Annotated in this window: 23 protein-coding genes; 12 read left to right on the top strand and 11 right to left on the bottom strand. The window is 60.9% G+C overall.

The window, feature by feature from the left end; genetic code table 11:
- Positions 1 to 6 precede the first annotated feature (6 nt).
- Both BUB72_RS11250 and BUB72_RS11245 read right to left on the bottom strand, forming a co-directional pair.
- A complete protein-coding gene (locus BUB72_RS11250; protein ID WP_083588640.1) occupies positions 7 to 843 on the bottom strand; it encodes an OmpA family protein in 837 nt (278 codons plus the stop codon).
- A 21-nt stretch (positions 844 to 864) separates the two neighbouring features.
- Positions 865 to 1,089 carry a hypothetical protein gene (locus BUB72_RS11245; protein ID WP_175549154.1) on the bottom strand — a complete coding sequence of 75 codons (225 nt, stop codon included), beginning with the start codon at positions 1,087 to 1,089 and terminating at the stop codon, positions 865 to 867.
- A 204-nt stretch (positions 1,090 to 1,293) separates the two neighbouring features.
- Here BUB72_RS11245 and pheS point away from each other — a divergent pair, with 204 nt between their 5' ends.
- Both pheS and BUB72_RS11235 read left to right on the top strand, forming a co-directional pair.
- Positions 1,294 to 2,367 carry a phenylalanine--tRNA ligase subunit alpha gene (gene pheS / locus BUB72_RS11240; protein ID WP_073143811.1) on the top strand — a complete coding sequence of 358 codons (1,074 nt, stop codon included), beginning with the start codon at positions 1,294 to 1,296 and terminating at the stop codon, positions 2,365 to 2,367.
- A gap of 1 nt (position 2,368) precedes the next feature.
- Positions 2,369 to 2,761, top strand: a complete 393-nt coding sequence (locus tag BUB72_RS11235) for a hypothetical protein (RefSeq protein WP_073143810.1) — start codon at positions 2,369 to 2,371, stop codon at positions 2,759 to 2,761.
- Here BUB72_RS11235 and BUB72_RS11230 read toward each other — a convergent pair.
- Both BUB72_RS11230 and BUB72_RS11225 read right to left on the bottom strand, forming a co-directional pair.
- Entirely contained in the window at positions 2,731 to 3,432 is a 702-nt protein-coding gene (locus BUB72_RS11230) for a hypothetical protein (RefSeq protein ID WP_073143809.1), read from the bottom strand. The genes BUB72_RS11235 and BUB72_RS11230 overlap by 31 nt on opposite strands.
- Before the next feature lie 61 nt (positions 3,433 to 3,493).
- A complete protein-coding gene (locus BUB72_RS11225) occupies positions 3,494 to 3,688 on the bottom strand; it encodes a hypothetical protein (protein ID WP_073143808.1) in 195 nt (64 codons plus the stop codon).
- Between the two features lie 219 nt (positions 3,689 to 3,907).
- Between BUB72_RS11225 and pheT the strand changes: the two genes are divergently transcribed.
- The 4 genes from pheT (at position 3,908) to mscL (ending at position 8,715) form a co-directional block, all read left to right on the top strand.
- A complete protein-coding gene (gene pheT, locus BUB72_RS11220; protein WP_073143807.1) occupies positions 3,908 to 6,298 on the top strand; it encodes a phenylalanine--tRNA ligase subunit beta in 2,391 nt (796 codons plus the stop codon).
- A 158-nt stretch (positions 6,299 to 6,456) separates the two neighbouring features.
- Positions 6,457 to 7,215 (top strand): calcium-binding protein, encoded by a 759-nt coding sequence (locus BUB72_RS11215; protein WP_073143806.1) that lies wholly within the window; start codon positions 6,457 to 6,459, stop codon positions 7,213 to 7,215.
- Positions 7,216 to 7,390: 175 nt separating this feature from the next.
- On the top strand, positions 7,391 to 7,840 hold the full coding sequence (locus BUB72_RS11210) for a YtoQ family protein (protein ID WP_073143805.1): 450 nt from the start codon (positions 7,391 to 7,393) through the stop codon (positions 7,838 to 7,840).
- A 443-nt stretch (positions 7,841 to 8,283) separates the two neighbouring features.
- Positions 8,284 to 8,715 carry a large conductance mechanosensitive channel protein MscL gene (gene mscL / locus BUB72_RS11205; RefSeq protein WP_073144365.1) on the top strand — a complete coding sequence of 144 codons (432 nt, stop codon included), beginning with the start codon at positions 8,284 to 8,286 and terminating at the stop codon, positions 8,713 to 8,715.
- 57 nt (positions 8,716 to 8,772) lie between these two features.
- Here mscL and ald read toward each other — a convergent pair whose 3' ends face one another.
- The gene (gene ald / locus BUB72_RS11200) at positions 8,773 to 9,891 is read right to left on the bottom strand and encodes an alanine dehydrogenase (RefSeq protein ID WP_073143804.1); all 1,119 of its coding nucleotides are present in this window, start codon (positions 9,889 to 9,891) and stop codon (positions 8,773 to 8,775) included.
- Between the two features lie 136 nt (positions 9,892 to 10,027).
- On the opposite strand from ald, the gene BUB72_RS11195 reads away from it, so the two are divergent.
- Positions 10,028 to 10,489, top strand: a complete 462-nt coding sequence (locus BUB72_RS11195; RefSeq protein ID WP_073143803.1) for an Lrp/AsnC family transcriptional regulator — start codon at positions 10,028 to 10,030, stop codon at positions 10,487 to 10,489.
- A 47-nt stretch (positions 10,490 to 10,536) separates the two neighbouring features.
- Here the strand turns inward: BUB72_RS11195 and BUB72_RS11190 are convergent, their stop codons facing one another.
- Together BUB72_RS11190 and BUB72_RS11185 are read right to left on the bottom strand one after the other, a co-directional pair.
- Positions 10,537 to 10,866, bottom strand: a complete 330-nt coding sequence (locus tag BUB72_RS11190; RefSeq protein ID WP_073143802.1) for an AzlD domain-containing protein — start codon at positions 10,864 to 10,866, stop codon at positions 10,537 to 10,539.
- On the bottom strand, positions 10,863 to 11,561 hold the full coding sequence (locus BUB72_RS11185) for an AzlC family ABC transporter permease (RefSeq protein ID WP_073143801.1): 699 nt from the start codon (positions 11,559 to 11,561) through the stop codon (positions 10,863 to 10,865). The genes BUB72_RS11190 and BUB72_RS11185 overlap by 4 nt, the downstream gene beginning before the upstream one ends.
- 58 nt (positions 11,562 to 11,619) lie before the next feature.
- Here BUB72_RS11185 and fdhD point away from each other — a divergent pair, with 58 nt between their 5' ends.
- The 5 genes from fdhD to BUB72_RS11160 are packed head-to-tail and all read left to right on the top strand — an operon-like array spanning position 11,620 to position 16,256.
- Positions 11,620 to 12,504, top strand: coding sequence for a formate dehydrogenase accessory sulfurtransferase FdhD (gene fdhD, locus BUB72_RS11180; RefSeq protein ID WP_073143800.1), 885 nt, complete (start codon positions 11,620 to 11,622; stop codon positions 12,502 to 12,504).
- Positions 12,501 to 13,103 (top strand): molybdenum cofactor guanylyltransferase MobA, encoded by a 603-nt coding sequence (mobA, locus tag BUB72_RS11175; RefSeq protein WP_073143799.1) that lies wholly within the window; start codon positions 12,501 to 12,503, stop codon positions 13,101 to 13,103. The genes fdhD and mobA overlap by 4 nt, the downstream gene beginning before the upstream one ends.
- Positions 13,100 to 13,591, top strand: coding sequence for a molybdopterin-guanine dinucleotide biosynthesis protein B (mobB, locus tag BUB72_RS11170; protein WP_073143798.1), 492 nt, complete (start codon positions 13,100 to 13,102; stop codon positions 13,589 to 13,591). The genes mobA and mobB overlap by 4 nt, the downstream gene beginning before the upstream one ends.
- The gene (locus tag BUB72_RS11165; RefSeq protein ID WP_073143797.1) at positions 13,588 to 15,675 is read left to right on the top strand and encodes a molybdopterin-binding protein; all 2,088 of its coding nucleotides are present in this window, start codon (positions 13,588 to 13,590) and stop codon (positions 15,673 to 15,675) included. Before mobB ends, BUB72_RS11165 begins: the two co-directional genes overlap by 4 nt.
- Entirely contained in the window at positions 15,675 to 16,256 is a 582-nt protein-coding gene (locus BUB72_RS11160) for a GNAT family N-acetyltransferase (protein ID WP_073143796.1), read from the top strand. Before BUB72_RS11165 ends, BUB72_RS11160 begins: the two co-directional genes overlap by 1 nt.
- Positions 16,257 to 16,340: 84 nt before the next feature.
- On the opposite strand, the gene BUB72_RS11155 is transcribed toward BUB72_RS11160, so the two are convergent.
- The 4 genes from BUB72_RS11155 to argH form a co-directional block, all read right to left on the bottom strand.
- A complete protein-coding gene (locus BUB72_RS11155; RefSeq protein ID WP_073143795.1) occupies positions 16,341 to 17,363 on the bottom strand; it encodes a hypothetical protein in 1,023 nt (340 codons plus the stop codon).
- 25 nt (positions 17,364 to 17,388) lie between these two features.
- The gene (gene greA / locus BUB72_RS11150) at positions 17,389 to 17,859 is read right to left on the bottom strand and encodes a transcription elongation factor GreA (protein ID WP_073144364.1); all 471 of its coding nucleotides are present in this window, start codon (positions 17,857 to 17,859) and stop codon (positions 17,389 to 17,391) included.
- A 124-nt stretch (positions 17,860 to 17,983) separates the two neighbouring features.
- Positions 17,984 to 18,133 (bottom strand): argininosuccinate lyase, encoded by a 150-nt coding sequence (locus BUB72_RS11145; RefSeq protein WP_073143794.1) that lies wholly within the window; start codon positions 18,131 to 18,133, stop codon positions 17,984 to 17,986.
- Entirely contained in the window at positions 18,130 to 19,530 is a 1,401-nt protein-coding gene (gene argH / locus BUB72_RS11140) for an argininosuccinate lyase (protein WP_073143793.1), read from the bottom strand. Before argH ends, BUB72_RS11145 begins: the two co-directional genes overlap by 4 nt.

Raw genomic sequence — 19,530 nt, 5'->3', positions numbered from 1 at the left:
CCTTCTTTAGCTGTCGGGATCGTTGCGCAGGATCACAAACTCAACGCGGCGGTTGCGGTCGTCGTCAGACGCGTCGCCCTGAGAGAGTGGCATACGCGCGCCAAAGCCGACAGGCTCGAACTGTGACGTGTCCAATCCCAGCTGCGCAATCGCGTTCATAGTGCTGTCGGCGCGCTTCCAGCTCAGATCAAAGTTGATCAGATCGCTGCCAGTGGTATCGGAATGCCCTGTGATCTGGATTTTCGCCTCGGGGCAAGCATTGGCCATCCGCCCCAGTTGCGAAAGGCGGACCAGATCCGTGCCATTGAGTTGGGCGCTGCCTACCCCGAAATAGAACGTCGCGTTGCCCGCAATCTGCCGCAACTCGACAAGGCAATCCGGGGCCTCTGGCACGGTTGACGCCATTTGCGGCGCCGGGGCCGATGCGACGACATCGACGGGTGCGGTTTCCACTACGGCGGGGGCAGGTGCCGCTACAGGTTCCACTAGGGCTGGTGTCGGTGGGGTGGGCAGTGTCAGCGAGGCTTGGATCACAGAGGCGTTTTGGGTTGCGGGCGCATTTGCCAGTGGCTCGAGCGTGGTATCTGCGATGCGTGGTTGATCCAGAACTGCGGCGGGCTCTGCCTGTGCCGCGGTGACTTGTTCGGAGGGTTCGCTTGCCCCCCCGACCGATTGCATCGCGATGAAAGACAGGCTGCCTACCAGCATGAAGGCAAGGGCGGCTACGACCTCTGTGCGCTTGAAATCGAGCTTCGCAAGGCTTGTTTCAAGTCGAAACGCCTGCATGAGGTTCAGCCCCTCGGCACGGTATTTCGCTGCGTTAATTGTACTGAATAGTCCCATTTAAGTCACCCACACACTGTACTACCGATAAAAAGTCACCGTTGTCGCGTTCGTCGATTTTTGAATGTCCACCTGAATCCCAAGCGCGGACGCCGTCTCCACCAACACGGCATCATTGTCTGACAAAGAGACCTTGGCGGTCTCGTCGTCGATCGACATGGTTAAGCCCAGATCAACAACAGTGTGTTGCAGCACCGTCTTGAGGCGATGGGCATAGAGCGTGGCCTGCATTGCTTTCCCCAGCAACTGCTGTGTCTTTTGACAGCATTCAATGTATGCCTACACACATTATTTAGTATTTTGAACCTCAATCGGCTCTTAGTTTTGTGATATTCGAACTTTTCACGGGGAATGAGTCCTCTTTGCAACCCCTCAGCCGTGCCGCGCCGTCCACTTGCAATCGGGCCATGTGGCGGATAGCAGAGCGGTAACACCAAATCGGGGGCCGTCATGGACGATCTTAAAGCCAAATATCTAAGCCAAATTGCTGACGCAGCGGATGAAGCCACGCTCGAAGACCTGCGGGTTTCCGCGCTTGGCAAAAAGGGCGAAATTAGCCTGCGGATGCGCGAATTGGGCAAGATGACCCCGGAAGAACGCCAAGTGGCCGGCCCAGCTTTGAATGCGTTGAAGGATGAAGTGAATTCGGCGCTGATGGCCAAGAAGGCAGGTCTTGCGGATGCCGCTTTGGATGCCCGCCTGCGTACCGAATGGCTGGACGTGACCTTGCCGGGGCGCGGACGCCCCGCTGGCACCATCCACCCGATTTCTCAAGTCACCGAAGAGGTCTCCGCCATCTTCGCCGATCTGGGCTTTGCGGTTGCCGAAGGCCCGCAGGTTGAAGACGACTGGCACAATTTTGACGCGCTGAACATTCCAAGCCACCACCCCGCACGCGGCGAGATGGACACGTTCTACATGCACCGCGACGAAGGCGATAACCGCCCGCCGCATGTACTGCGCACGCATACGTCGCCGGTGCAAATCCGCTCCATGTTGGGGCAGGGCGCGCCGATCCGTATCATCTGTCCGGGCCGCGTGTACCGCGCTGACTATGACCAGACCCACACGCCGATGTTCCATCAGGTCGAAGGCTTGGCGATTGATACCAACATCTCCATGGCGAACCTGAAATGGGTGCTGGAGGAGTTCTTTAAAGCGTTCTTCGAGATTGAGGGCATCAAGACCCGCTTTCGTGCATCGCACTTCCCTTTCACAGAGCCATCCGCCGAGGTGGATATCCAGTGTACTTGGAAAGATGGTCAGCTGAAGATCGGCGAGGGCGACGATTGGATGGAAGTGCTAGGTTCCGGCATGGTGCATCCGAAGGTGCTGTCCGCTGCTGGCATCGACCCCAATGAATACCAAGGCTTCGCCTTTGGCATCGGGATCGACCGGCTTGCGATGCTAAAATACGGCATCCCCGACCTGCGCGCCTTTTTCGACAGCGACCTGCGTTGGCTGCGCCACTACGGCTTTGCGTCGCTGGACCAGCCGAATTTGGCGGGCGGCCTTAGCCGCTAGAATGACCCTCGTCTGGGCGGCTCTACTGAACCTGCATTATGTGACAGCCTTCATCTTCGCTGTGCTCTATTATTGCCTGCGCGTTACCCGCGATTACCGCTTGCGTAGGCGATTGTACGACGCCACCGCCGGGTTGGATGCCGATGCACTTTATTCGCAATTCCGCCGCGCCATGTGGATCACGGGGCTCTACGCCGCTAAACCGTTTCGACCCGTCCTGTCGCATCGCAGGGCCGAGGTGGCGCTGGTGCTCGCGACGGTTCTTCGGGAGCGCATTCTTGAACAGTCGGGAGAGCCGCTTCCGCGCAGCTATCTGCGCTCGCGAAGGCAACTTATCCGCGAGGCCAAGCGGTATGCGCTCAGTTACGCGCCTGCAGGACCAAACCCCAACTGACGCGCGATATCGCAGGCGGTTTCATAGAGTTCAAATTCCTCGGCCCAATGTGCGCGCAGGGCGGCCTCAGCACGTGGGCTTAAATTAGGTATCTGGTTGGGTGAATTATGGGTCTTGGGGTTGGGCGGCATGACGTAATCGGGGACGCCAAGGCATGCCATAATCTTGGGCAGGTGTGCATCCAGATCGGGCAGGTCCACGCAGATTGCGATGTTGTCTTGCGCCGCCAGCAGCGTGCTCACCCCGCCAAGATAATGGCGCAGATCGCCTTTCAGGTGCTGGATTGCGTCGAAGGCAAAGAGTGCTGCAGACTTCTCCCGCTCGTTTTTAGAGGCCAGTGCGAGTGCCAGCTCCTCCGCCGTCTCAAACCACAAGAAGGCGGCGGCTTCTTCGGCGCTCCATTGGGACTGGTAGGTCGGGCGGCCTTGCCGCTGGCGCGAGTAGAATGCGGATGAAAAGCGGACCAATGGATCACGCACGACGAAGGCCAGTTGCCGGTCCGCCCCGAACCGTTTCGCGGTGCCTTTCAGCGTCGCGCCATGCCCCAGCAGGTGCAGGGGGAGGGTCCACCGCGCTTCATTATATTTGAGGATGGAACGCAAATAGCTGCCACCGGTCTTGCCGATATGCAGCATGCAAATTGAAGGAGTGCTTTTGCTCACGATGCCCATTCAGCGACGCCCTTGGAACACGATGCGCCGGGACCCTGAGCCCTTAACAAAAACCTGCGCCTTAGCGCAGGATACCGTTCGGGCCGCAAACAACGCTCAACAGGCTTGGGCAGCTCAGGTTGCCCAGATCAATCGAGTTCTTTTTGACGGAATATGGCGAGTCGTTGAACGAGATGACAGCCAATCCAAACGCGATGGAAAGGGCAATGATCGACGGTTTGAAAACCGAGGCCATGATGTCAAACAAAAAGTGCATAACTTTTACCTTAGAACTTAAGAATCACAGTTGTATGCCCCACTTGTGGCTAAGTTGGCTCCAAATTGTGGCGAGAATATGGCCAGAACCCACAATCCTCAACGCCTGCGCAGTTTCGGATTGGTGCCGAGGCACTTTCACTTGCCTTATTGATGGGGTAGCACGGGGCCAACCGGGCCTGATGGCTCCGACTGGTATATATAGACGAAGGCGCGTGGCATGAAATTCACCCTCTCTTGGCTCAAGGACCACCTCGAAACCGAGGCCAGCCTTGACGACATTCTTTATGCTTTGACTGACTTGGGACTTGAGGTCGAAGGCGTCGAGAACCCGTCCGAGCGCCTGTCCGCCTTTACCATCGGCTACGTGAACTCCGCCGAGAAGCATCCCGATGCGGACAAGCTGCGGGTGTGTCAGGTGCAAACTGACGAGGGCGAGATGCAGATCATCTGTGGTGCGCCCAACGCGCGGCAGGGGATCAAGGTCGTCGTGGCCAAGCCGGGGGTTTATGTGCCGGGCATCGACACCACCATCGGCGTCGGCAAAATCCGCGGCGTGGAAAGCTACGGCATGATGTGTTCCGAGCGCGAGATGGAGCTGTCGGAAGAGCATGACGGTATCATCGAACTGCCGTCGGGCGAGGTCGGGCAGAAGTTCACCGACTGGCTGGCGGAGCATGACCCGTCCAAAGTCGACACGGTGATCGAGATTGCCATTACCCCGAACCGCCCCGACGCTTTGGGCGTGCGCGGCATCGCCCGCGATCTGGCGGCGCGGGGGCTTGGTACCTTGAAGGCGCGCGACACCGATCCGATCAACGGCACCTTCCCGTGCCCGATCAGCGTGACCATCGACGACACCGACGCCTGCCCTGTTTTCTATGGCCGCGTCATCAAAGGTGTGAAAAACGGCCCCAGCCCCGCGTGGCTGCAAGACGTGTTGAAGGCCATCGGGTTGCGCCCGATTTCGACGTTGGTCGATATCACCAACTTCTTTACCTATGACCGCAATCGCCCGCTGCACGTGTTCGATGCGGCGAAGGTGAAGGGCAACCTGCGGGTGCATCTGTCTAAGGGTGGCGAGACATTCGCGGCGCTGGACGACAAGGAATACACGCTGGAAGAGGGCATGACCGTGATCTCCGACGATGGCGGTATCGAAAGCCTTGGCGGCATTATGGGCGGCTTGAATTCCAGCTGCGACGAGACCACAACCGACGTGTTCCTTGAAGCCGCGTTCTTCGATCCGATCCGCACGGCTCATACGGGGCGCAAGCTCAAGATCAATTCCGATGCGCGGTACCGGTTCGAGCGGGGGATCGATCCCGAATGGACTCCGGAAGGGATTGAACACGCGACCCGCATGATCATGGATCTGTGCGGTGGCGAGGCGTCCGAGGTCGTGATGGCGGGTGCGATGCCCGACCACTCCCGCGCCTACAAGCTGGACACCGACCGCGTGCAGTCGCTGGTGGGCATGGAGATTCCCGCTGCAACCCAACGCGCCTCATTGGAAGCTTTGGGCTTCGTGTTGGATGGCGACATGGCGCAAGTGCCGTCATGGCGGCCCGACGTGATGGGCGAGGCTGATCTGGTGGAAGAGGTCGCCCGCATCGCGTCGCTGACCAAACTCGAAGGCCGACCGCTGCCCCGCGTAGATGCAGGCATCCCGAAGCCGATCCTGACACCGATGCAAAAGCGCGAACAGGTCGCGCGGCGCACGATAGCGGCGCTCGGGTATAACGAGTGCGTTCACTATTCCTTCATCGACGCTAAATCTGCGGCGATGTTTGGTGGGGGCACCGATGCAACCAAGCTGGAAAACCCGATCAGTTCGGAAATGTCCCATATGCGGCCCGCGCTGTTGCCCGGCCTGTTGCAGGCTGCGGCCCGCAATCAGGCGCGCGGCTTCAGTGACATGGCGCTGTTCGAGGTCGGACCCGCCTTTCATGGCGGGGAGCCGGAAGAACAGCACCTGTTGGCGAGCGGTTTGTTGATTGGTCACACAGGTCCGAAAGACGTGCATGGCACCCGCCGTGCCGTCGACGTGTATGACGTGAAGGCAGACGCCGAGGCGGCCTTGTCCGCAATGGGCGCCCCCGCCAAGGTGCAGATCCTGCGCGGGGCGGACGACACATGGCATCCCGGTCGCCACGGTAAAATCTGTCTTGGCCCGAAAAAGGTGCTGGGCGTGTTCGGCGAGGTTCACCCGAAGGTGCTGGCCGCCTACGACATCAAAGGCCCCGCGATGGCGTTTACCTTGTGGCCCGCCGAAATCCCGTTCCCGAAATCGAAAACCGCCACCCGCGCGGCGCTGACCTTGCAGGACTTGCAAGCGGTGGAGCGTGACTTCGCCTTTGTGGTCGATGCCGAGGTCGAGGCCTTGACGCTGGTCAACGCTGCGGCCGGCGCCGACAAGGCCCTGATCGAAGAGGTCCGTGTGTTTGACGAGTTCATCGGCGGTAGTTTGGGCGAGGGGAAGAAATCCCTGGCGATCACGGTGCGCATGCAGCCGGCTGACAAGACCCTGAAGGACGATGATATCGAGGCCGTGAGTGCCAAGATCGTCGAGAAGGTCTCGAAGGCGACTGGTGGCACTTTGCGTGGCTAATTCCGGCTTTCCCGCCTGATTGGGTGGGGAATTCGGGACACATCCTAAAATTGTCTTAAAATTGCTCAGATGTCGCCATGGTTTGGTGGTGAATGTGCCGTGATCCGATGTGTCTGGGGGGCGTGCGTCGATTCTGTGAACGAAGTAAGGATTATGTAATGGTAACGACAGTTTTAGGCACGTCCGGAAACGACGACATCAGCATCCCGCTCCTTGGTCTTGAGGATGAAGACGGGTTTCTGGTTCGCGCGGGCAAAGGTAACGACCGGGTCGTTGGTAGCGCTGAAGATGATGTTCTGAGGGGTGGCAAAGGCGAGGATACGCTGTTGGGCGGCTTCGGCGACGACACGATCATCGCGGGCAAGCATGACGACTTCGTCAATGGCGGCGATGGTGCGGACGATATTTCCGGCAACCTTGGCAATGACACGCTGTATGGTGGCAAGGGTGCCGACGTGATCGACGGCGGGGCAGGCGACGACTTTATCTTCGGGGTGAAAGGCAACAACACTCTGAATGGCGGCGCTGGCAGGGATACGATCGACACGGGCCTGAACGGCTCGGTTGTGGATGGCGGGTCCGGTCAGGATCACATCATGGCAAACGCCACAAAGGGTGGCTGGCATACATTGACCGGTGGTTCGCAGGCAGACACGTTCGAGTTCTACGGCATGGGGGCCAAGAAACGCTCCCTCGTGACGATTACCGATTTTGAGATTGGCTTGGATGACTTTGTCATCGCGGGCGTGTCGGATGATGACTACATGGCAAGCCTGCTGGCAGGGGAAGCTGATGCGACGCTGACCCAAAGCGGTGATGATCTGGTCTTGCGGCTGGATAGGGGGCTGACGCTGACCTTCGCGGATACCGACATGGATGATTTTGTGGCCGAGTACAGCGCGCCGATGATCGGCTAAGTCTAACCTGAAATTTTGTGAAAATGCCCGTCTCTTGCAAAGGGGCGGGCGTTTTTTTAGAGATATCGCGTAGCGGTGTCCAAATGTTGCGACCCGATGGCTATCGCCTAAAAGTCCTTGCCTTCAGCGTCGATCACGTCACCTTTCTGACAAAGCAGATCGAGGAGGACGGAACATGACGCTGAAGGTTTACCTGTCGGGCGAGATTCACACAGATTGGCGCGAGCAGATTATCGCAGGCTGCAAAGGACTTGATGTGAGCTTCGATGCGCCGGTGACGGATCATGACGCCTCGGATGATTGCGGCGTGGCCATTCTGGGAGCCGAGGATCAGAAATACTGGCATGACCACAAGGGCGCGATGGTCAATGCGATCCGCACCCGCAAGGGCATCACCGATGCTGACGTGGTCGTCGTGCGCTTTGGCGAGAAATACAAGCAATGGAACGCGGCGTTCGATGCGGGTTTTGCCGCGGCGCTGGGCAAGTCGTTGATCGTGGTGCACGGGGCGGAGCATCAGCATCCGCTCAAAGAGGTCGACGCCGCGGCTTTGGCCGTGACCGAGGACCCTGCGAAGGTGGCTGAGATTCTGCGCTACGTGTTGACGGGCAAACTGCCTGCGTAAAGCACAAGCACCAACGTCGCGCGGCTCTGTTTCGGGCGGCGCGGTTTGGCGTTTCTCGGTGTTGTATGTTGCAAAGTGGCGGCGCCGCCGATTGTGGTCGCGCTGGACGGGGCTTTAATCCCGCACCTTCTGGGGGATTAAAGCCCCCACTCACCGGTGATCAAAGGTGGCTTCCATAGTACCGGAAGCCCAATTGACCGAATGCTGTCTAGACGAGGCAGGTTTTACCCCAAGCGGGTTTAAGAGTTGCTACCCTTGCGCTCGCAGCCCCGCCCGGCGGCGTGCGGGGCGTTGTGAGCATCACAATTTCGATTTCCCCCTAAACCTTATGGAAACAATCAGTTAAAAAGGGGGTGGATTAGTGCGCAAAAATGCTATGCACTTTCACAGATGCGCACACACAAAGCAGGCGCACGCAAAACGAACAAGGGACGAATGAAACTATGCTTAACGAATTTAAGGACTTTATCGCCAAGGGCAATGTCATGGACATGGCCGTTGGTATCATCATCGGCGCGGCCTTTACCGCGATCGTAAGCTCGCTTGTGGCAGACCTGATCAACCCGATCATCGGTCTGGTGATCGGCGGGATCGACTTCTCCAACATGTATATCGTGCTGTCCGGCGACGTCCCTGAGGGCGCATCTTTGGAAGCCGCGCGCGAGTCCGGTGCGGCGGTCTTCGCCATCGGGTCGTTCATCATGGCGATCATCAACTTCCTGATCATCGCGTTCGTGGTGTTCATGCTGGTGCGCTATGTCAACAAGGTCAAAGCGGCGGCAGAAAAGCCGGAAGAAGTGGCACCAGAAGTAGATAGCGGCCCGTCGGAGCTGGACGTATTGCTGGAAATCCGCGACAGCCTCGCCAAGAAATAGGCTTCGCTAGATTGAAATCGAAAGGGCCCGCCAATGATCTGGCGGGCCTTTTTTGTGTCAGGATTTAAGCGCCAGTTGCGGCGACAGCACGTCAATGCCAAGCGCCTTGCCGACGGCGTAATATGTCAGCTGCCCCGCGTGGACGTTCAGACCGTTCAGCAGATGGGGATCGTCCTCGCAGGCCTGCTTCCAGCCTTTGTCGGCCAATGCCAGCATGAACGGCATCGTGGCGTTGCCAAGGGCGATGGTCGAGGTGCGTGCGACCGCACCCGGCATGTTGGCGACGCAGTAATGCATGATGCCATCGACATCATAGACAGGGTCCGCATGGGTAGTGGCCTTGGACGTCTCGAAGCAGCCACCTTGGTCGATTGCCACATCCACCAATGCCGCGCCGGGCTTCATGGTGGACAATTGCTCGCGGGTGATCAGCTTGGGGGCCGCGGCACCGGGAATTAGGACCGCGCCGATGACCATGTCGGCTTCGATAGCCAGCTCTGCAATGTTGCCCGTGGATGCGTATTGCGTTTTGAACTGCCCGCCGAACACATCGTCAAGGTAGCGCATACGCGGCAGCGAACGGTCGAGAACGGTCACATCGGCGCCCATACCAGCCGCGATCTTGGCCGCGTGGGTGCCGACGACACCGCCACCGATTACCATGACGCGTGCAGGCCCGACACCGGGAACCCCACCCATCAACACGCCGCGCCCGCCATTGGCTTTCTGCAAGGTCCACGCGCCGACTTGCGGGGCAAGACGCCCTGCGACTTCGGACATTGGCGCCAGCAGCGGTAGGCCACCGTTTGCGTCGGTCACGGTCTCGTAAGCAATCGCGGTGCATCCGGAGGCCAACAGGTCCTTCGTTTGCTCCGGGTCCGGGGCGAGGTGCAGGTAGGTAAACAGCAACTGGCCCTCGCGCAGCATTTTGCGCTCGCCGGGCTGTGGTTCCTTGACCTTCACGATCATGTCGGCCTTGGCAAAGATGTCTTTGGCCGTCGCCTCTATCTGCGCGCCTGCGTCGATATAGGCGGCGTCGTCAAAGCCCGCGCCAAGACCTGCGCCAGCCTCGATCAGCACTGTATGGCCATGGGCCACGGCTTCCCGTGCAGCATTTGGCGTCATCCCGACGCGGAATTCTTGTGGTTTGATTTCCTTCGGGCATCCGATAATCATGGCTGTTTCCTCCTCTAAGCCTTGTCATGACGATAGCGCCGCACCGGATGCAAATTTTCGCAATTTATCTCTTGTGGAACCCAAGCTGAGCACGTTTCATGCGATTTCAGGCCAATTCTTGAGAGGAATCTTCGTTATGACGCATTACGACGACACGGACGCGCGAATCTTGCGCGTGCTGCAAAAGTCCGGACGCATCTCGAATGCCGACCTTTCAGAAAAGGTGAACCTCTCGGCCTCGGCCTGTCACCGCCGTGTGCAACGGCTGGAGAAAGAGGGCATCATTCGCGACTATGTGGCGATGCTGGACCCGCGCAAAGTGGGGCGGCCTACGACCGTATTTGTGGAAATTACGCTCAGCGGTCAGGCGGATGAAGTGCTGGATGCGTTCGAGCGCGAGGTCGCCAGAATTCCCGAAGTGCTGGAATGTCATCTGATGGCGGGGACGGCGGATTATCTGTTGAAGGTTGTGGCCGAGGATACCGAAGGCTTTGCCGCCATCCACCGCCGCGCGCTGGCGCGCCTGCCGGGAGTGGCTCAGATGCAATCGAGCTTTGCCCTGCGCACGGTGTTCAAGACGACGGCCTTGCCGGTGTGAAAAATCCTCGTGGAGGATTTTTACCCAGACTTTCGATGAAAGTCTGATTACCCAAGCATGTACTGGACCGCAAACAGAGTGATTGCCCCGCCAAGCATCGCGCGCACAACGCCTTTGGTCCAATACCCGATCCCCACGGTGACAGCCGCCGCCAACAGGCGCGCCGGATCGGGCGTGCCACCCGTCGCCGCAGGGAAGGCAACCAACGGAGCCACAAGCCCGGGCAGGATCGCCACCGACGTGTAGCGAAGGTGGCGCAGTACCCAAGGCGGCATCGGGCGCGACCCGATAAGGCCGATGAACGAGAAGCGGATCAGGAAGGTGCCCACGCCAAGGATGGCAATAATCCACCAGATCGTGGTGTCCGAATAGGTCATGCCATGCGCCTTTCAACTTCTGCGCCAACCATCATGGCGATGATCGCGGCGACCAGCAGGCCAAGGTTTAGCGGGATGAACCCAAGTGCCAGCGCCAGCACCACGGAGGTAACCGCAGCAGCGATATGCGCCACCGTCCGCAAGGCGGGCGCGACCATGGCGATAAAGGCAATGGGCAGCGCGAAGTCGAGCCCGTATTCCGGTGGGATCTGACCACCCAAAGCCGCCCCCACCCAGGTGAAGCCGATCCACAACGGGACAAGCGGTAGGGAGCATCCGACGAAAAACGCGGTGCGCTGGGCGGTAGTCTGGTCGGGGTTCTCCTCAAACTCGAGGATCGCGAGGTTGTAGGTCTGATCCACCAGAACGTAGCTGAGCAACGCCCGTCTCCACAAAGGTTGATCGCCCAGATAGGGTGTGATCGCCGCCGAATACATCGCCATGCGCAGGTTCACCGCCAAGGCAGAGGCGAGGATCACCAGCACCGGTGCGTTCTCGATCATGAATTGCAGCGCGGTGAATTGCGACGCGCCTGCGATGACCAGTGCGGTGAAGCCCATGACTTGGGCGATCGGCAGCCCGGCCTCCGTCGCCGCAACCCCGAACAGCATCGCGAAGGGGACGATCACGATGATGAAGGGTAGGCTGGCGTAAACCCCGCGCCAGAGAGCGGATTTGGTGGTGGAAGGGGACATGCTCTGCCTCTAAGGTTACGGTCTGAACAGTGCTAGTGCGCCTTGGGAGCGGGTTCAAATGGCAATTGCTGATACATCAGATCACGGCTGGCTTCTGGCCCCTGATCCCGACCGTCCGGGGCTGACCCGCGCCGTGACCGGGACGGACCACGAGGGCCGCAAGACCGAGATCCGTGTGGTCGAGGAACGGCCCTTGACGATTTACCTGAATTCCCGCGAGATCGTCACCGCCATGACCATTGGCGATTACCCTGAATATCTGGCGCTGGGGTTCTTGCGCAATCAGGGGATGATCGGGCCGGAAGATGAAGTCACGGGCATCGACTACGATGACGAGATTGCCACCGTCGTGGTGCGCACCGCCGTGGTGACAGACCACGAGGAGAAGCTGGCGAAGAAAACCCGCACCTCGGGCTGCGCTGTGGGGACGGTATTTGGTGATATGATGGAGGGGCTGGAGGGGCTGTGTTTGCCTGCAACGCAAGTGCGGACCTCCGACCTTTATGCTTTGGCTAAAGCCATCAACACGGTCCCGTCGCTCTACCTGACCGCAGGCGCGATCCATGGCACCGTGCTGTGCCAAGGCGACCGCCCGCTGGTCTATATGGAAGATGTGGGGCGCCATAACGCCGTGGACAAGGTGGCTGGCTGGATGGCGCTGAACGGGGCCACGGCCGCTGACAAAGTGCTGTATACCACTGGGCGGCTGACCTCGGAGATGGTGATCAAAACGGCGCTGATGGGCATTCCTGTGCTGGTGTCACGGTCCGGCTTCACCGCGTGGGGCGTGGAGATTGCGCAGCAGGTTGGGCTGACCTTGATAGGTCGGATGCGCGGGCAACGGTTTGTGTGCCTGTCCGGCGCGGAGCGTCTGGTCTGGGATGCGGACCTGTCGAAAGTGCCTGACGAGCCGAAAAAGTCGGGCCGGAAGGGGGCAGCATGAAGCAACCAGCAGGGGTCATTCTGGCGGGCGGCCAGTCGCGGCGCATGGGCGGCGGCGACAAGGGGTTGCTGACGCTTGGCGGCGAGACGTTGCTGGCGCGTGTTATTGCGCGGCTGGAGCCTCAAGTGGCGGAGGTCGCGTTGAACACCAATGGCGATGTGGCGCGGTTTGAGCCTTTCGGTTTTCCCGTGATTGCGGACAGCGTGGCCGAGTTTCCCGGCCCCTTGGCGGGGGTGCTGGCGGGCATGGATTGGGCGGCAGCGCGGGGGCATAGTCATATCGTGACCGCCGCCGCAGACACGCCGTTTTTTCCCTGCGATCTGGTGCCGCGCCTGATGCTGGCAGCCGAGAGCGCGCCAATCGCTTTGGCTGCCACGCCGGACCCAGAGCGCGGCATGGCGCGGCATCCGACCTTCGGGCTGTGGCCGGTAGATTTGCGCGACGACCTGCGCGCGGCGCTGGGTGATGGCGTGCGCAAGGTGGTGGCTTGGACGGACAAGCATGGCACAGCCATGGCCGAGTTTGCCGCCACGCCGTTCGATCCGTTTTTCAACGTTAACACGCCCGAGGACATGGCGCGGGCGGAAGGGTTTCTATGAGGGTTTTTGGCGTCACGGGTTGGAAGAATTCCGGCAAGACGGGATTGATGGAGCGGCTTGTCTCCGAGATCACGAGGCGCGGGTTTACGGTCTCGACGCTTAAGCATGCGCATCATTCTTTTGACGTCGATCACGCGGGCAAGGACAGCTACCGCCATCGCGAAGCGGGGGCGTCGCAGGTGATCCTTGCCTCGCGCAACCGCTGGGCCTTGATGTCGGAGTTGCGCGACGCGGAGGAGCCTTCGCTGGACACGCTTTTGGGCAAACTGGACCCTGTCGATCTGGTGCTGGTCGAGGGATATAAACGCGGAGGGCATGACAAGATCGAAGCCCACCGCGCCGCAACGGGTCAGCCGCTGATTGCGCCGACGGACGAGACCATTGTGGCGGTGGCCTCGGACAACTCGCCGGAGATCTCGGTTCCGCTGATGCATCTGGATGACACCACCGCAATCGCGGATTTCATACTGGCCCGCGTCGGCTTGTGAGCCTGTTCGACACATATATCGCCGTCGATTGGTCGGGTGGGAATGACCGTGGGGCCAAGCCAAAAAGGGATGCCATTTGGGCCTGTGCGGCGGGGGAAGAGCCCGTTTATTTGCGCAACCGGCAGGTCGCCGAAGACTGGCTTGCCGCGCGGTTGGAGGCCGAAGCTGGCAGGCGGGTCTGCGTCGGGTTCGATTTTCCGTTCGGCTATCCGGCGGGTTTTGCCGAACATCTGACGGGCCGCGAGGACGCCTTGGCCTTGTGGGACTGGTTCGAGGCGCGCATCGTCGATGCGCCCGACGTGAACAACCGCTTTGATATTGCCGGAGAGATCAATGCAAGGGTTTCGGGCGTTGGGCCATTTTGGTTCAATGGCTTGAAGCGCGAGGTTAACCACTTGCCGCGCAAGGGGCTTGACCGGACCAACGCAGACTTCCCCGAAAAGCGTCTCGTGGAAATGCGCGCCAAGGGAAGCTTTACCTGCTGGCAAATGGCCGGAGCGGGATCGGTCGGCTCTCAGGTTATGATGGGATTGCCAGTGCTGGCGCGATTGCGCCGCAAGTACGGCGCGAAGGTCTGGCCGTTCGAGGCTTTGGATAGTGCGGTCGCTTTTGTGGAAATCTGGCCGTCGCTTCTGGCACCGTCCTTTCCAGGCGGTATGATCAAGGATGCCGCACAGGTGCGGGCGGTGGCCCGTGCCATGGCCGTGATGGACGGGCAAGGCAGCTTGGAGCTGGCTCTTGCCAAGGGTGAAGGCTCTGGCGCGGAGGGCTGGATATTGGGCGTAGGAGCCGAAGACTTATTGGAGGCCGCGATGAAACCTATAGACATGCCGAGACCCCCGAAATTGCGCGATGACTGCTTTGCTCTGCCTGCGGGTGTGGATTGGACGCCGGTTGACGAGGCCTTGGCGCGTCTGGATGCTGCGCTGCGCTGCGTTGTCGGGGTCGAGCAAGTGTCGCACACGCAGGTGGTCGGACGCGTTGTGGCGGAGCCGGTAACGGCGCGGCGGTCGAACCCGCCTGCGCCGAACTCGGCGGTGGATGGCTACGGGTTCGCGCATGACGCAACGGGTGAGGGCGATCAGGTGTTGCCATTGCTCGCCGGTCGCGCTGCTGCGGGCGGTGCCTATGGTGGCACTGTCCCTCATGGATCGGCCATCCGAGTGCTGACCGGCGCGGTGCTGCCTGACGGGGTGGACACCGTTGTGCTGGAAGAAGATTGCAGCGTGACCGATACGCATGTGGCGTTTCGCGGCCCTGTAAGGCCGCGTGCCAATACCCGTAAGGCGGGCGAGGATGTGGTCGCGGGGAGCGACGTGTTCGCCAAGGGGCATATGCTGCGCGCGCAGGATGCGGGTCTGCTGGCGGCGCTTGGCGTTGACGCTTTGCCCGTGTTCAAACGCCTGCGCGTCGGGGTTTTGTCCACGGGGGACGAGTTGGTTGATCCCTCGCAGAACGCCCCGCCCGACCGGACCTATGACGCGAACCGCCCGATGCTGTTGCAGCTTGCGGCTGCGTGGAACTTCGAGGCGGTGGATTTGGGCCATGTGCGCGACGACCGCGCGGCCTTGAAGGCGCGGCTGGACGAAGCGGTAGGGCAGTGTGACGTGATCCTGACCTCCGGCGGGGCGTCGGCGGGGGACGAGGACCACGTCTCCGCTCTGTTGCGCGAACAGGGGAATTTGCAGGCGTGGCGGATTGCATTGAAGCCGGGGCGGCCATTGGCGCTGGCCCTGTGGCAGGGCGTGCCGGTGTTCGGCCTGCCGGGCAATCCGGTCGCAGCGTTCGTTTGCGCGCTGATCTTTGCGCGGCCCGCTTGTCTGAAACTGGCGGGGGCGGCGTTCGCTGAACCGCAAGGGTTCATGGTTCCGGCGGCGTTCGAGAAGCGCAAAAAGCCTGGACGGCGGGAGTATTTGCGCGCCCGCATGGGGTCGGACGGAGTGGAGGTGTTTGCCTCGGAAGGCTCTGGCCGCATCTCGGGGTTGAGCTGGTCGGATGGGATGGTCGAGCTGCCCGATGGCGCGATGGACATCGCGCGCGGCGATCTGGTCCGCTACCTGCCGTATGGCAGCTTCGGGTTGTGATGCGGATCGTGCGCGGCTTTGACGAGACGCAGCGCGACCATGTCGCGCGGCTGTTCTGGAGCGCGTTCTCGGGCAAGCTGGGGCGGGTGCTGGGACCGGAGGAGAAAGCGTTGCGGTTTATCGCGTCCGTACTACAACCGGATTTCGCCTTCTGTGTGGTCGAGGGAGAGCAGCTGCTGGGCGTGGCAGGTTTCAAGACCGCCGAAGGCGGGCTTGTCGGCGGACAGCTGTCGGACCTGACGCCCGTTTACGGGACGTTTGGTGGGTTGTGGCGCGGGGTGCTGCTGGATCAGCTGGAGCGTGACCTTGCCGACGGGCAATTGCTGATGGACGGGATTTTCGTGGATGCGTCGGCGCGCGGCAAAGGCGTTGGAACGGCCTTGCTGGATGCGATCATCGAGCACGGGAGCGAAGTTGGATGCCATGATGTCCGGCTGGATGTCATCGACACCAACCCACGGGCGCGGGCGTTGTATGAGCGGCGGGGATTTGTGGCTTCGGGCGAGGTTGATGCATGGCCTTTGCACCGCGTGTTCGGGTTTCGCAAGGCGACGACGATGGTGCGGGAAATCGCGCGGTAGGAGGCGACGCGAGGCGGCCCTCCGGGGGGAATATTTACGGCCAAGATGAAACGAAGAGTGGGGCGCGTTAACCTTAACGGCGGGTTAATCGAACGTGCCGGTGACGCGGCCGAGCAGCATGAAGCAACGCGCGGTGCGGGTGTCGGCGAGTTTGGTGATGTCCTGATCGCTGGCCCCTTCGGCGAAGCGGGCGAAGGTCTTGTCGAACTGGCGCAGGAAGTGGTGGACGGCGTCGCGGAACACCGCGTCCGACCGCATCCGGCCTGACGCCAGCGCCAGCGACGAGCGATCATGCACACCGCCGATCCCTGCGACCGCTGCGCCGCGTTCGCCTTTGGCAAACTGACGCCAGAGTTCAGGGCGGGAGCGGTCGGGGGTCAGGTCATCCATATAGATGCCGTCCTGGCTGAGCAGGGTCAGCACGTCCTGCGACGCGCGCACCAGTTTAGAGCTTTCATGGTCGGCCAAAGCGCGGCGCAACTGGCGGAAGCCCTCCATGTCATTTTCGTCCTCGGGGAAGTCCAGTGCACCGATGAAATCATCGACCGAGAGTGGCGGGTTCATCGATTCCGACGGGGTCCCAAGGGCCAGCGCGGGCTGGCTGTCGGCAGACACCCCCGGCTTCACCAGCGCGGGCTGCATCGGTGTTTGGGACACAACAGACTGGCGCGAGGTGGCGAAGGTGGCCATGGCGTTCTGGGTCTGCTTGGTGGCCGAGGCGATTTCGTCGAGTTTCCGCTCCACCGCGGGTTTGATGCCCATGCCGGAGGTCTGCGCCTGAGAGACGTAGGCCTGACGCATCGCGTCGATGGCCGATTGCAGGCGCGAGGCTTCTTCACGCATGACGCGGGCGGTTTTGACCACCGTGGCCCCGATCCAGATCAGCGCGATGGGCAGGAAGATCGCCAGCATGGCGACCACGAAGCCGCCGCGCGTTGTCTCCTCGGTGGGGGACAACACGAAGAAATAGATCAGAACCGCGACCAGCCAGAGCGCGGACAGGACCAGCGCAATGATATCCGCCGCCGCCAACCCGCGGTCCGGGCGTGCGTAGACCCCCAGTTCGAGGGGTTTGTCGGTGATGATCTCGGGCTCTCGGTCTGACATGGTTCTTGTGTCTCTGCCGCCGTCGTCAGGCGTATTTGATTTCCAAAATCTCGTAGTCTTTGGTGCCGCCGGGGGTTTTCACCTCGACGCTGTCGCCTTCATCCTTGCCGATCAGGGCGCGGGCCAGAGGCGACGCGATGTTGAGCAGGCCGTTATGGATGTCGGCCTCCTGCTCGCCCACGATCTGGTAGGTTTTCTCTTCCTCGGTGTCTTCGTCCACCAGCTTGACGGTGGCGCCGAACTTGATCGGGCCGGACAGCTTAGCGGGATCAATGACCTGCGCCAGACCGATCATGCCTTCAAGCTCCTTGATGCGGCCTTCGATGAAGGACTGCTTTTCCTTAGCGGAATGATATTCGGCGTTTTCCGACAGGTCGCCATGCTCGCGGGCTTCAGCGATGGCTTGAATGATTGCAGGGCGTTCCACCACTTTGAGGTTCTTCAACTCTCCGTCGAGCGCCTTGAACCCCTTCGGGGTCATTGGGATTTTTTCCATTGTCTCACTTACCGTTTGCGTGGCGCGTTGCCCGCGCCCTTTATTCACTTCACCCGTGCCGCTGTCCATTTGCAAGCGGTAGGTGCGGCGGGGGATCGCCTATTTTGGCTGGGTTAGCCGTGGATTACCACTTTTTGCGCACACCGACCTCGGCGCGGCCTGTGATTGTGATGCCCGACTTGGTGGCGGCTTCCGGCTCTGGCGAGCTTGGCTCCCCGTCGATGCCGCAAGCGGCCAGCATGGCGATCAAGCCCAGTGCGAGTGTGTGTTTCATGCCAGTTTCTCCTTCCAGAGTGCGACCTGCGCGCGGACATTGTCGGGGGCCGTGCCGCCATAGCTGGTGCGGCTGGCGACCGAATTGTGAACCCCGAGCACGTCGAAGACGTCGCGGGTGATCTTAGCGTGCACGCCGGTCATGTCGGCAAGGCTCAGGTCCGGCAGGTCGCAGCCCTTGTCTTCGGCCAGTTTTACCAGCGCACCTGTTACATGGTGGGCCTCGCGGAAGGGCATATCAAGGGTGCGCACCAGCCAATCGGCCAGATCGGTCGCGGTGGAGAAGCCGGAAGCCGCAGCTTTTTCCAGTTCTGGCTGGTTGGCGGTCATATCGGCGACCATTCCTGTCATCGCGGCCAATGCCAACATCAAGCTGTCAGCGGCGTCAAAGGTCATTTCCTTGTCTTCCTGCATGTCCTTGGAATAGGTCAGCGGCAGCCCCTTCATCACGATCATCAGCGCAGTGTTGGCCCCGTAGATGCGGCCGATTTTGGCGCGGATCAGCTCGGCCGCGTCGGGGTTCTTCTTTTGCGGCATGATCGAGGAGCCCGTGGAGAAGCGGTCGCTGAGCGTGACGAAGCGGAACTGGGCGGAGGACCAGATCACCAGCTCCTCGGACAGGCGCGACAGGTGCATGGCGCAGATCGACGCGGCTCCGAGGAAGTCGAGCACGAAGTCGCGGTCGGCGACCGCATCCAGCGAGTTGGCGGCGGGGCGGTCGAAGCCCAAGGCTTCCGCTGTCATGTGGCGGTCGATGGGGAAGGACGTGCCAGCCAGCGCTGCCGTGCCGAGGGGCGATTCGTTCATCCGGGCACGGGCGTCGGTGAAACGGGACACATCGCGGCCCAACATCTCGACATAGGCCAGCATGTGATGGCCCCATGTTACAGGTTGCGCGGTTTGCAGGTGGGTGAAGCCCGGCATGACCCAGTCCGCACCGGCTTCGGCCTGTGCCAGAAGCGCCTTTTGCAACGCCTGAATGCTGACGATGGCGGCGTCCACTTGGTCACGCACCCACAAGCGGAAATCCAGTGCAACCTGGTCATTGCGGGACCGTCCGGTGTGCAACCGGCCTGCGGCGTCGCCGATTAGATCTCGTAGACGGGCTTCCACGTTCATATGGATGTCTTCCAAGGCGGCGGAAAACTGGAACTTTCCGGTCTCGATCTCTGACAAGACCGTGAGGAGGCCTTCCCTGATCGCTTCGGCATCGTTACCCGTAATAATGCCTTTGGCGCCAAGCATGGCGGCGTGGGCGCGGGAGCCCTCGATATCTTGACGGGCGAACCGTTGGTCGAACCCGATGGAGGCGTTGATCGCCTCCATAATGGCGTCTGGACCGGCGGCGAAGCGCCCGCCCCACATGGCGTTGGATGCGTCTTTTTTCTGGTCGGTCAT

Origin of the sequence: Litoreibacter ascidiaceicola, assembly GCF_900129235.1 — a bacterium.
In the GTDB taxonomy this organism is placed as follows: domain Bacteria; phylum Pseudomonadota; class Alphaproteobacteria; order Rhodobacterales; family Rhodobacteraceae; genus Litoreibacter; species Litoreibacter ascidiaceicola.
Note: the sequence above shows the minus strand (reverse complement) of the source record. Positions and strands in the feature narration are given on the sequence as shown.

Coding starts and splice junctions, on each gene's coding strand:
- BUB72_RS11190 (WP_073143802.1), bottom strand. CDS start 10,866: ATGACCTATTCGGACACCACGATCTGGTGGATTATTGCCATCCTTGGC.
- BUB72_RS11185 (WP_073143801.1), bottom strand. CDS start 11,561: ATGTCCCCTTCCACCACCAAATCCGCTCTCTGGCGCGGGGTTTACGCC.
- BUB72_RS11145 (WP_073143794.1), bottom strand. CDS start 18,133: ATGAAACACACACTCGCACTGGGCTTGATCGCCATGCTGGCCGCTTGC.
- mobA (WP_073143799.1), top strand. CDS start 12,501: ATGAAGCAACCAGCAGGGGTCATTCTGGCGGGCGGCCAGTCGCGGCGC.
- mobB (WP_073143798.1), top strand. CDS start 13,100: ATGAGGGTTTTTGGCGTCACGGGTTGGAAGAATTCCGGCAAGACGGGA.
- BUB72_RS11235 (WP_073143810.1), top strand. CDS start 2,369: ATGACCCTCGTCTGGGCGGCTCTACTGAACCTGCATTATGTGACAGCC.
- BUB72_RS11250 (WP_083588640.1), bottom strand. CDS start 843: ATGGGACTATTCAGTACAATTAACGCAGCGAAATACCGTGCCGAGGGG.
- BUB72_RS11210 (WP_073143805.1), top strand. CDS start 7,391: ATGACGCTGAAGGTTTACCTGTCGGGCGAGATTCACACAGATTGGCGC.
- ald (WP_073143804.1), bottom strand. CDS start 9,891: ATGATTATCGGATGCCCGAAGGAAATCAAACCACAAGAATTCCGCGTC.
- pheT (WP_073143807.1), top strand. CDS start 3,908: ATGAAATTCACCCTCTCTTGGCTCAAGGACCACCTCGAAACCGAGGCC.
- pheS (WP_073143811.1), top strand. CDS start 1,294: ATGGACGATCTTAAAGCCAAATATCTAAGCCAAATTGCTGACGCAGCG.
- fdhD (WP_073143800.1), top strand. CDS start 11,620: ATGGCAATTGCTGATACATCAGATCACGGCTGGCTTCTGGCCCCTGAT.
- mscL (WP_073144365.1), top strand. CDS start 8,284: ATGCTTAACGAATTTAAGGACTTTATCGCCAAGGGCAATGTCATGGAC.
- BUB72_RS11155 (WP_073143795.1), bottom strand. CDS start 17,363: ATGTCAGACCGAGAGCCCGAGATCATCACCGACAAACCCCTCGAACTG.
- argH (WP_073143793.1), bottom strand. CDS start 19,530: ATGACCGACCAGAAAAAAGACGCATCCAACGCCATGTGGGGCGGGCGC.
- BUB72_RS11160 (WP_073143796.1), top strand. CDS start 15,675: ATGCGGATCGTGCGCGGCTTTGACGAGACGCAGCGCGACCATGTCGCG.
- greA (WP_073144364.1), bottom strand. CDS start 17,859: ATGGAAAAAATCCCAATGACCCCGAAGGGGTTCAAGGCGCTCGACGGA.
- BUB72_RS11215 (WP_073143806.1), top strand. CDS start 6,457: ATGGTAACGACAGTTTTAGGCACGTCCGGAAACGACGACATCAGCATC.
- BUB72_RS11225 (WP_073143808.1), bottom strand. CDS start 3,688: ATGCACTTTTTGTTTGACATCATGGCCTCGGTTTTCAAACCGTCGATC.
- BUB72_RS11195 (WP_073143803.1), top strand. CDS start 10,028: ATGACGCATTACGACGACACGGACGCGCGAATCTTGCGCGTGCTGCAA.
- BUB72_RS11230 (WP_073143809.1), bottom strand. CDS start 3,432: ATGGGCATCGTGAGCAAAAGCACTCCTTCAATTTGCATGCTGCATATC.